This window comes from Paenibacillus aestuarii (assembly GCF_027789125.1).
GTDB classification, from domain to species: Bacteria; Bacillota; Bacilli; order Paenibacillales; family NBRC-103111; genus Paenibacillus_E; species Paenibacillus_E aestuarii.
Window position 1 is genome coordinate 1 of the sequence record NZ_JAQFVF010000013.1, and the last position, 11,319, is coordinate 11,319.

At 43.8% G+C, this 11,319-nt stretch carries 9 protein-coding genes; all 9 read left to right on the plus strand.

Annotated elements, in window-relative coordinates:
• Positions 1–386: sensor histidine kinase (locus O9139_RS02760; protein WP_270877924.1), on the plus strand; the 386-nt coding region annotated here is incomplete at its 5' end.
• Complete coding sequence (locus O9139_RS02765; RefSeq protein ID WP_270877925.1) at positions 379–1,938, plus strand: response regulator; 1,560 nt, start codon at positions 379–381, stop codon at positions 1,936–1,938. The genes O9139_RS02760 and O9139_RS02765, both read left to right, overlap by 8 nt.
• Before the next feature lie 541 nt (positions 1,939–2,479).
• Positions 2,480–4,333 carry a sensor histidine kinase gene (locus tag O9139_RS02770; protein ID WP_270877926.1) on the plus strand — a complete coding sequence of 618 codons (1,854 nt, stop codon included), beginning with the start codon at positions 2,480–2,482 and terminating at the stop codon, positions 4,331–4,333.
• Positions 4,326–4,793 (plus strand): response regulator, encoded by a 468-nt coding sequence (locus O9139_RS02775; RefSeq protein ID WP_270877927.1) that lies wholly within the window; start codon positions 4,326–4,328, stop codon positions 4,791–4,793. The genes O9139_RS02770 and O9139_RS02775 overlap by 8 nt, the downstream gene beginning before the upstream one ends.
• 195 nt (positions 4,794–4,988) lie before the next feature.
• Positions 4,989–6,374, plus strand: coding sequence for an ABC transporter substrate-binding protein (locus tag O9139_RS02780; protein ID WP_270877928.1), 1,386 nt, complete (start codon positions 4,989–4,991; stop codon positions 6,372–6,374).
• Between the two features lie 361 nt (positions 6,375–6,735).
• On the plus strand, positions 6,736–6,861 hold the full coding sequence (locus O9139_RS33160) for a cysteine hydrolase family protein (RefSeq protein ID WP_333742443.1): 126 nt from the start codon (positions 6,736–6,738) through the stop codon (positions 6,859–6,861).
• Positions 6,862–7,744: 883 nt separating this feature from the next.
• Positions 7,745–8,488, plus strand: a complete 744-nt coding sequence (locus O9139_RS02790; RefSeq protein ID WP_270877929.1) for a stalk domain-containing protein — start codon at positions 7,745–7,747, stop codon at positions 8,486–8,488.
• Positions 8,489–8,988: 500 nt separating this feature from the next.
• On the plus strand, positions 8,989–9,402 hold the full coding sequence (locus O9139_RS02795; RefSeq protein ID WP_270877930.1) for a DUF1572 family protein: 414 nt from the start codon (positions 8,989–8,991) through the stop codon (positions 9,400–9,402).
• Between the two features lie 218 nt (positions 9,403–9,620).
• On the plus strand, positions 9,621–10,907 hold the full coding sequence (locus O9139_RS02800; protein ID WP_270877931.1) for an IS110 family RNA-guided transposase: 1,287 nt from the start codon (positions 9,621–9,623) through the stop codon (positions 10,905–10,907).
• Positions 10,908–11,319: the final 412 nt, after the last annotated feature.

Here is an 11,319-nt window from a genome sequence, read left to right on the forward strand (position 1 = left end):
TCGAGAATGCAATCAAGCATGGGATGAGCCGCATGCATTCCAGCGACGGAAATCTTGTCATTACGATCTCTGCCGTCCGGCGTGTTGAAGATTGTATCATAGAGATCTCTGACAACGGCTGTGGCATACCGGAAGAGAAACTGGGCCTATTGAATCGAATGCTCCGAATGGAAGAGTCCGCTTACCAAGATGCTCGGCAATTATTGGTTCATAAAAAAAACCACGACAGCAATGGAATCGGTCTGCGTAATGTAGACCAACGCCTAGTGATGAGCTATGGGAAGGAATATGGGATTCGGATCGAGAGTCAGGAAGGAAGCTATACACGCATAATCATGACTTTACCGTATAGATCATGGGAGGGGGAAACAGACATCTATGATTAGCTTGCTGATCGTCGACGACGAGAAGATCATTCGGAATGGCTTGCAATCGATGATTGAGAGACAGTTTCCCAATCTGTTTAACTACCGATTTGCCGAGAATGGGCAAGAGGCGCTGGAGCTGCTTCGCCAGGAGCCTGCGGATATTATGCTTACAGACGTTCAGATGCCCATCATGGATGGTATCGAACTGCTCAAGCAGCTGCAAGCCCATCCGGCTAAACCCGAGGTTGTATTGCTGTCTGGCCATAATGAGTTCGTATATGCACAGAAAGCGATTCACTATGCTGTGAAGGAATATCTCTTGAAGCCTGTGAAGCGGGTGGAATTGTTTGCTGTCCTGGAGCGATTAATGCGGGACACAGACAAGGCGGGCGAAGATGCCAGACTTGTTGCTGCCGAGCTAGTTACCCAGCATTTGACTCAAAAGGATGTTGGTGATGCGATAACACAGAACAAGCTGGAGCGGGCCGGCTTATGCTGGTTGGATGAAGGATATACGCTGGGCTACTTGCTTACGCGAGGCGGTGGAGGATCACAGCTTAGCAGTACGGATGCTGCTTCTTTCAGGAATCAGATCACTGAGCTGTTACAAGGGTATATGTATTGGATGCTTACTCGTGATGGAGAAGGCGGAACGATTATGCTCGCACGCGATCCGGTTATGTTCTACCAGTTGGCGGAATTGTGGAGCGTGGGTGAAAATGAATCGCAGCTGCGAATAGCGATTAGCGGGCCTGTTCAAAAAGGGATAAAGCAGATAAAGTACGCATATAGCCAAGCGAAGCAAACCTTGAAATACAGTATTGTGCTTCCGGAACTCGATGTGCTGGACTACACCAGCATAAGTAAGCGCCATGAGCGGCATCTCGTTCCTATTGAGTTAATTCAACGATTATCGAATCTGATGGGAATGGGACGCGGGAACGAAATGAAGCAGCTTCTCAATCAAATTCTAGATGTTCGTATCATTAGCTGCTGTGAAATCGGCTACCTGGAACGGATCAGTCAGCTGCTCAATGAAGAGCTGTTTGACAAGGTGTTCCGCATCTACGGAAATAGAGTGCTTGACCTATTAAGTACTTACGCCTACGTTGGCCATATCGGGAATTTCGATCGATTTGAACATTATTATGCAGCTGTTGAGCAGCTTCTCGATAGTCTGGATCGGTTCATCCAAGATCAGAGAGAGCAAGCACCTAAAGATCAAAATACGATGCAAAAAGTTCTCGCTTATTTGCAGACGCATTATACCGACGATTTGAACATGGCGGTCGTGTCCAACCATTTCTCACTCAATTACTCGTATTTCAGCCAAGCTTTCCAAGATTATAGCGGTGAGAGTTTCTCGAACTATGTTCGCCGGTTAAGGCTGGACAAGGCGAAGGAGCTGCTGGTGCACTTCGATTTGAAGGTGTACGAAATCAGTGATCAGGTTGGATTCGAAAATGTGAAGCATTTTTCGAGAATATTCAAGGATACCGAAGGCATCACAGCGCTGGAATACCGAAGCCAGCGAAGGATGTTTGAAACCCAACCTAAAATCGGTAATTGAAGCGGGAACGGGTAACGGCGGAAAACGATAACTCAAGCGAAGCTTAAGGCAGCTGGCCAGAACGGTTAGCTGCCTTTTCTCAACAAATGGTCAGCATTCCTAACGAATGTTGGTGTGTATTCGCAGGATTACAAAGAAAGCACGGAGTATCGGAATCGCTCAACAAAAGGGTTCGACCCGTTCGTGTTGCGGCTTAGGAAACCTAATGTAAGCACTTTACACTGTTTGCGGCAAGATCGCCACTTTCCAATAATAGGACATTAAGTTATCCAACCTACACAGACGAAGGAGTATTATGAATGGATAGAATTCGTAAATCAGCAATGCTGTTGCTAGCTACGATGATGTGTTGGACCTTGGCTGCTTGTTCTGGGAACACCGGCACTTCGAGCAAGGGCACTGCTGAGGATCATACGAATTCCAACGTCCGTCTTATTGAGGCAGATGCTTCTCAAACGAAACCTTCTCCGGATGAGACTGCCTGAAGCAGGACACGACACCGATTACGTTTAGTTTATCAAGCAATTCCGAGGGGGCTATCTTGAATATACAACGCAGCTTCAACAATCTTTCCTTTAGGCAGCGGATTCATTTCTCTATTATCGCTTTAATTTTGGTATCGGTTGCACTGACGGGCGTCCTATTGTATTGGATAGCATCCGGTGTGATTGAACGCAACGCCTTCAAGCAAAGACAGGATATGATGAGCAAATCCGCTCAAGTCCTTGATGAAAAGCTTCAGCACACGGCCATAGCCGGATTGTCCATACAATTTAGCGAAACGTACGATGCATTGATGAAAGATGTCAGTCTTGGCATTGCCGAGCGCTACTACACCCATCTCACCTCATTGCAAAATGACTTTTCTCAGGTTAAACTGCTTGAGCCTTTAATCGACACGATCATGATCAGTTCGCCAATCGGCGATTTTTACCCGACTACTTACTACCGCCGCCCCGATAATACGATCGTGAATTCGCCCTGGTTCAACGAGGTGCTCTCGGCCAAAAAGGTATGGACCGCCCGGCATCAAGACGAGCTGTTCGCCAACAGCTCGGAGGTCATCTCGTATATTGTCAAATCCAGCTCGCAATATTCGGTGAAAGATACGTACATGATCATCAATTTGCCGATTCGTAAGCTGAGCGAGCTGCTGTCTAGCGAGCTGGAGCAAAAAAGCGATATGCTCCTGGTCACGAAGGATGGGCAGGACATTCTCGAGATCAATAAATATGACCGGGCCACGATACCGAAAGCCAAACTGCTGGAGAGAGTCGGGAATGACAAAAAAGGATATTTCGATTACCAGAAGGCAGGCGAGGATTACCTTGTCAACTACTCCTTTGTGCTCGATGGGAAGTGGGTCTTGTTTAATATACAGTCGCGCGCCGTACTGCTTGAGCAAATGAACAATTTCAAATGGATCGCCGCAGCCATGACACTAGGCTGTCTATTTGCCGCACTGCTTGTGTCCAATGTGCTGACCACGCTTTTGTTGAAACCGCTGGCCAAGCTGCAGGATTTGATGGAAAAGGTCGAGCTAAACGACTTGACCGTCCGTTACGAAAGCCAGTATCATGACGAGGTCACGCAGGTCGGCTACAAATTCAACAGCATGCTGCAGCAAATCAACACACTGATAGAAGAAGTGGCGGAGGAACGCCAAAGAATCAGCCGGCTTGAGGCAGTAGGCAAAGAAGCCGAGCTTCGGGCGCTAAAGAACCAGATCGATTCCCACTTCCTCTACAATACGCTGGAGAACGTCAAGATGCTGGCGGAGATTGAAGGGCAGTTCCTCATATCGGACATCATGACCTCGCTAGGCAGTATGATGCGGTATTCGATGGAATGGAAGCGGGAATACGTGATGCTCAGCCATGAGATTCAGCATGTCCAGCATTATATATTCGTCATGAACATCCGTTATGATGGAAGACTTGAACTCCGATTGTCGATTGCACCGGAATGCCTCATGCAGGAATCGCTCAAAATGTCACTGCAGCCCCTAGTCGAGAATGCAATCAAGCATGGGACGAGCCGCATGCATTCCAGCGACGGAAAACTTGTCATTACGATCTCTGCCGTCCGGAGTGATCAAGCTTGTGTCATAGAGATCACTGACAACGGCTGCGGCATACCGGAAGGGAAGTTGGGTTTATTGAATCGAATGCTCCGAATGGAAGAGTCCGCTTACCAGGATGCCCGGCAATTATTGGTTCACAAAAATAACCATGACAGCAATGGAATCGGTCTACGTAATGTGGATCAACGCCTAGTGATGAGCTATGGGAAGGAATATGGGATTCAGATCGAGAGTCAGGAAGGAAGCTATACACGCATAATCATGACTTTGCCGTATAGATCATGGGAGGGGGAAACAGACATCAATGATTAGCTTGCTGATCGTCGACGACGAGAAGATCATTCGGAATGGCTTGCAATCGATGATTGAGAGACAGTTTCCCAATCTGTTTAACTACCGATTTGCCGAGAATGGGCAAGAGGCGCTGGAGCTGCTTCGCCAGGAGTCTACGGATATTATGATCACAGATATCCGAATGCCAATTATGGATGGGTTCGAGCTGCTCGAGCAGCTGCAAGGACATCCGGTTAAAACAGAGGTTGTATTGCTGTCTGGTTATAATGAGTTCGTATATGCGAAGAAAGCGATTCGTTATGCTGTGAAGGAATATCTCATGAAGCCTGTAAAGCGAGAGGAGTTGTTTGCCGTCCTGGAGCGAGTAATGCGGGACATAAGGATGAGAGAAGAACGAGCAGGCAAGTTGGGCGAAGATGCCAGACTTGTTGCTGCCGAGCTAGATACCCAGCAATTTGAACCAGAAGGATGTGGGTGATGCGGTAACACAGAATATCTGCTGATTGGATATAGGATTGTACGCTGGGCTTGCTTACGCGACGCGGTGGAGGATCACAGCCTAGCAGTATGGATGCTGCAAGATTGGCGTCCCAGATCAGAGAGAGCAAGCACCTACGGAATGATTTTGGCAGCGGTATATCTACATCATTTTGCAAACAAGCGGGGGAAGAAAATGAAGAAATGGCTCGTTCTCACGGTAAGTTCCGCAATCGTATTCAGCTTGGCCGCCTGCAGCTCGGATAATTCCGCTAGAAGTAAAAGCGCCGGCGGCAGCATAGCTGCTTCAACCGGCACCGAAAAAACAGAAATCCAATACTGGAGTTACGCCAGAGGGATGGCCGATTACTTGACGTCTCTGGTAGAAACCTACAATAAGACGAATAAAGACAACATCAAAGTCGAACTGAAGTTTTTCACGGAAAACTTCGCGCAGTCTCTGGATGTCGCTTTCTCCAGCAGCCAGTCTCCCGATATTTATCAGGTGAACGATTTTACGCAGGAGCAAAAAAAAGGGTATCCGCTTGCTTTGAACGACTTCATGAAGGACGATTTTAAGAAAAGGTTCGAGCCGGAGTTAACCGAAGGCATCAACATGCAGGAAGGCAAAGTGTACACGCTTCCGAACTTCGGTTTGACGCAGCGGTTGATCTACAATGTCGAGCTGTTCGAAAAAGCGGGGATCAAAGGACCGCCGAAAACGTTAAACGAGCTTGCCGAAGACGCCAAGAAAATTACTGCGGTCGGCAAAGTGGAGGGCGCTTACGGTTTTGCCGTGAATATGAAAAACTCCGACACGGGTTTGGGCCGTTCGGCTAACGTCATCACCAGCGCCAGCGGCTTTCCGAAAACCGGTTACGATTTCAAAACGGGCAAATACGACTTTAGCGGCCATAAAGAGGCGATTCAAGCTTTTCGGCAAATGAGGCAGGACGGCAGCATGATTCCGGGAGTGGAATCGCTGGACATCGACCCGCTCCGCGCTCAATTCGCCGAAGGAAAGATCGGCATGTACTTTTCCAACTCCTCCGAGCCTAACGTGTATAAATCTCAGTTTCCTGCGAAGATCCGGTGGGCCGCCGCACCGCCGCCGACCTATACCGGAAATTATGACGGCGTAGTCAATATTTCTTTGGCCGGCACGTGGCTTGCCATCAGCAAAGATTCCAAGCATAAGGAGCAGGCTTGGAAGTTCTACGAATGGCTGGCTCAGCAGGATAACATTAAAGCGTATCAAGAGAAGGGCTACGGCATTTCGTTGCTGCCGTCGGTACTATCGATTGTGAAGCAGCCAGACGTGAAAGGCTTCGAATATTTTACGCCGACCCAATACGATGCCATCCTGCCCCCAACGCCAAGCCTGACCGTGGATGGCAAAAAATACAACGACGAATTCGCCAAATACATTATCGACGGCGGGGATTTAGATAAGACGATCGCTGATCTGAACAACCGCTACAACGCTGCGCTGGAAAAAGGCATAAAATCAGGAGATATTACGATGAAGGCCGACCCGAATTTCGACATCAAGAAGCTTCAAGGAAAAATTTATGATAAATAAGTGCGTGTCCATGCAGCGAAAAAATGGGATTCCCAAGGATAAAGCGCGAATGCGAAAGAAACCGGAGCTTTTGTCGTGCACATCACAGATGAAGCGAATGTTGGGCTTATGAATTGGTGGAAGCCAAGATCAGGATGAAAATCCGGTAACTTCAGAAGTCAATAAAAGAAAAAGCTTAGTCCAGGTTTACAGTAAACCAGGCTAAGCTTTTTCTTTTAATAAAACATTAAAACGGCTTCAACGAGTTGTTGATAAAGTGAACAGCTATGGTAATAAAAAGCTCGTCATTGCTGGTCTTTGGACAGAGGTATGCGACTTAACAGCTGCGCTTTCCGCGATCGATCAAGGATATTAAGTATACATCGTAACCGATGCTTCCGGCGGTGTATCCAAAGAAGCGCACGACATGGCCATTCAGCGCATGATTCAAGCGGGCGCAACACCAATCACGTGGGAACAGTACCTGCTAGAATTGCAACGTGACTAGGCACGTTCCGAAACTTACAAATCGACAACAGATATTGCTAAAGAACACGGCGGTGCATATGGATTAGGTATTATTTACTCCCAATCGATGTTCGGCGGTAGTGAGGGTCATTAATCGATTAGCAAGGGAAAATTCACGAAGTCATTTACTCAGTTGGTTCAATTATAAACGGATGGGAAAGGCTCGTTCGCTAGACCGGCGTTTTTCAATATACATAAAAAAGTGAATGTTCTAATTTTATGCAAAAAAATTGTTTAAAATTCATTATTATAAAAAATTAAGACCAAATGCATTTTCGCAATAATTATGAAAAAAGCCGCTTTTTAAACAATGATTACTTTCTTTTTTCTCAGTAAATATGAAAGTGGCACTTGATAAATCAACAGTTTTTAATCCATTTTTCTCAGGAATTATGACACCACACATTCGGCTTTTTGTGATTTTTCATCAAAACTTGTAATTGGTTCATAAATAGCTGTAATTTTTGTTTCAAAAATAGTTGTAAAAAAACATGCAATAGAATGAATAAATAGGCTTAGGCATTTTTTTAGAATGAATAAAATGCAAAAAAACAGGTGATGCTTATCATCTGTCTTTTTGTATTAACATTTAGAAACGGAGCAGAGAACAAATAATCAGTCTCAACCCCTTAATATGGAGTACAGTCTTTGAGAAGAAGCTTTTACAGCCACTTTCAAAGACTGTTTTATTAATATTTTGTATTTTAGAACTTAGTTTAAACTTTCATATCGATTAGAAATCATGATTAAACATGAAATCCGATAATTTTTCATCATTCTTGCTTAAAAATCAAACTGGCTTTATTCTTCAAGGGTGTTCTCTTTGCATATGAATCTAATACATGATTTGGAGGCAAACGACTATGAACAAACTAAAAAAAATTATTCTAATTTTAAGTACACTACTTGTCACATTTATTTCAACTACCAGTGCAGATACTCTAATTAACATAACAAAGTCCCCTATAACCTTGTCGGTTAATGGTGAGGATAAAACTCTTCCTAAAGATATCGATATGTATAACATTAATGGAAATACATATGTTCCAATTAGATATATTACTAATCAATTGGGTGGATCTGTTTTTTATGATCAAAAATCTGCCAAGGTATCTATAAATTATTCGAAAGCATCTGAGAAATATTCTTCAATAACTTCAATTAAAAAGTTTGATGATTTCACATTAGAATTGCATTCTGCCAAAAGTACATATGATGAGAATGAAATGATTAATATATGGGCTTCTTTATCTTACGAAGGTGATAATAAGATAGATTTTATCCACGGGTTACCAACGCTTACTTTCTCAATAATAGATCAAGATGGAATTAGAGAAGGAGGCTATATTACAGCATCTTCAATAAAAACAGAATTAAAAGCAGGTAATCAGATTAATAATGAATTTCCTTTGAGTACAATAGTTGATTATAATTTTAGGAAAAGTGGTATGACCGATCATGACTCGTTTCTAGAAAACTCCAATGCTAATCAAGCTCTTTTGCCACCAGGAACGTATACAATTAAGGTAAATACAAGTTTCTTAAAAGGAGAAGGATTAGAAAATCAACAAAACGAATCAACAGAATTTCAAATCAAAGTTAAATGAACACTAAATGTAAAATAAAAAATCCCTATCATTGGATATCCTTATGATGGAATGGGACTTGTAGCCGTTTCCATTTGAGTTTCATGTTAAGAGTCCCTTTTCAGATGTCCGTAATTTGAAGAAGAATGTAAGTCTGATCTCCTAGTATTGTTTTTATTTTGAAGAATTGCAGTACGGATCATAATCAAGCATGAGGAAATATCATGTGGGTGAGCAGCTGAATTTCCAAGTGCATGTTTATTTTGTCACTCCACCTGCATAACGACTGGGGAATAGGTGTGACTGCCCAAAGAGAATAAAGTTTTAGACTCGAAAATTATGTTGTAGACTAAGAAAATAGAGTCTTAGACTGACGGTGGCATTAAATAACGGGCAGGATAACGCAACCGATTATCAAACACCTGGATAAAAATTCTAAGTCGTAATTGGAGGCACAATATGAACTACTACGAATTTAATCGAGAGTGGTTAATAAAGAAGTTTGGGGAAATCGCAGAAGAATGCTTAAAGCGGTTAGCCAACTAGATGATAAACAGCTCAATTGGAGACCGAACGAATTCAGCCATAGTATTTCGACACTTGTTAGGCATATAGAAGGAAATATTATAGAAAGAGTCTCAAAGGGTATATTAAATCAAGAAATTCTGAGAAATCGTGAGGATGAATTGAAGCATACATTTGTAAGTAAGTCCGAATTGGAAGCGATAATTGAAGAACGGATACAATTGATTATAGATACAATCAGAAAAATTTCCGATGAGACATTGGAACAAAAGCAAATGGTGAGGAATCGAGAGAGAACGAATCTCGACATGTTGCATCAATGTGCTGCTCATTTTTCAGAACACATGGGACAGATTTTTTATATTGCGAAACAGTGTTTAAAAGAAGATTACAAATCCACATCTTTGTAAAGTGTGTGGAACACTAAGCTAACGGACTCGATAATCAAATCTAGAGCAGGGAGCAGTCCACCAAGGTGCTGCTCCCTGATTCATTAAAGTAATGGGCAGCATTCCTATTATGAAGAAATACGAGGTTTGAGAAATAAAAAGACTCCTTGGTAAAATGTTAATGGGTCCTGAACGCTCGCCAGCAACCGGATCCAAAAACAAACCAAGGAGACTACAACATGCATTCTACTCAAAATGAAAGAATTAATCAAATCACATCTTCTACCTTAATTATCGGAGTCGACATTGCAAAATTCAAACATGTAGCGAGAGCCCAAGACAACCGCGGAGTCGAGTTTGGGAAGTCCATTACGTTTGAAAACAATCGACAAGGCTTTGAGTTGTTCGTAAGCTGGTTTCAGAAGATTTCAATAGAGCAAGGCTTCCAGGACATTATCGTTGGGATGGAACCAACGGGCCATTACTGGCTGAACTTCGCCCATTTTCTAAAAGAAAAGCATGTAAAATACGGTGTAGTGAATCCGCTGCACGTGAAGAAAAGCAAAGAACTAGATGACAATTCTCCAACGAAGAATGACGTCAAGGATGCTAAAGTCATTGCGCAACTGGTCAAAGACGGAAGATATGCCGTACCGAACCTTCCTCAGGGCGTTTATGCCGAACTGCGAGAAGCGATGAAAATTCGCGATCACCTGACGACTGATCTTTGTGTTGTGCAAGCACGTGTCCATAATTGGTTAGACCGGTATTTCCCGGAGTTTCTGACGGTATTTAAGGACTGGGAGTGCAAGTCAGCCATCCAAATGCTAAGTCTCTATCTACTGCCCCATGAACTTGTTGATGTACCAGATGAAACCCTGCTGCGGCATCTGAGAGAGGTTGCCAAGCGTGGGCTTGGTTTAGGCCGAGTAAGGAATCTGAAGGAGGCAGCAAGCTGTTCAGTGGGCATACAACAAGGTGCAGAGTTAGCTAAAATGGAGCTGAAACTTCTGCTGACTCAGTACGACTGGTTTAATAGCAAGCTGGAAGAATTGGAAATGAAATTGGATGAACTGCTGGGGCAGATCCCGCATGTGCAGCAATTACTGGCCATTAAAGGGATTGGAAGAGACACCATCGCGGGTTTTCTAGCTGAGGTAGGTGACATTCGGCAATACCGTCATCCCAAACAGATCACGAAACTTGCTGGATTGAACTTAAAAACGAATTCCTCAGGCAAGCACACCGGACAGACGAAGATAACGAAGAGAGGTAGGAAGCGCCTTCGTGCCTTGCTCTTTAGAGTGATGATGCCACTGGTTGCTAAAAATACAGCATTCCGAACCTTGCATGAGTACTACACGAAACGACCGGTAAATCCATTGAAAAAGATGCAATCCCTCATCGCTTTATGTAACAAGCTCATACGAATCCTGTTTGGCGTATTGAAAAAGGGACACGAGTTCAGTGAAGAAAAGATGATCCAGGATATTCCTCGATTTGAAGAGCGATCACAAGCTGCATAAATTACGATTTTCAGTGATGATGACCTAAGCAAAAGGAAGATGACAAGAAGCACGGATGAGTCGGAACGGCGTTAACATACGGACGAAGAGATCCTGTCGGGCAGCATATCTGACCTCCACCTCATGGACAGGTTGAATGAAGGAATGTGAGAGCGAAGACTCTGCGAGATGTGGGAGGGTTGACCGCCATGAGCCCATGTGGAGATCCAAAAGTGCAACCATACTTTACCTCAGTATCCACTATTTACAGCATGTGGTATAGGTGAAGAGTTTTTTTGCACCTCTGCAACCCATAAATTTCTTCCTCTTCAACTTCATTCCATTAAAATGTTATCTACAAAGAAGTAATTGTGGTCAAAATCTAAGAAAACGAGAGTATTAAGGAGCTATGTGATTCTCCATAGAGGGAGTT

Bases quoted from the DNA above. Each gene is read 5' to 3' on its own strand.
- O9139_RS02790 (WP_270877929.1), top strand. From the start codon at position 7,745: ATGAACAAACTAAAAAAAATTATTCTAATTTTAAGTACACTACTTGTC.
- O9139_RS02800 (WP_270877931.1), top strand. From the start codon at position 9,621: ATGCATTCTACTCAAAATGAAAGAATTAATCAAATCACATCTTCTACC.
- O9139_RS02780 (WP_270877928.1), top strand. From the start codon at position 4,989: ATGAAGAAATGGCTCGTTCTCACGGTAAGTTCCGCAATCGTATTCAGC.
- O9139_RS02775 (WP_270877927.1), top strand. From the start codon at position 4,326: ATGATTAGCTTGCTGATCGTCGACGACGAGAAGATCATTCGGAATGGC.
- O9139_RS02765 (WP_270877925.1), top strand. From the start codon at position 379: ATGATTAGCTTGCTGATCGTCGACGACGAGAAGATCATTCGGAATGGC.
- O9139_RS02795 (WP_270877930.1), top strand. From the start codon at position 8,989: ATGCTTAAAGCGGTTAGCCAACTAGATGATAAACAGCTCAATTGGAGA.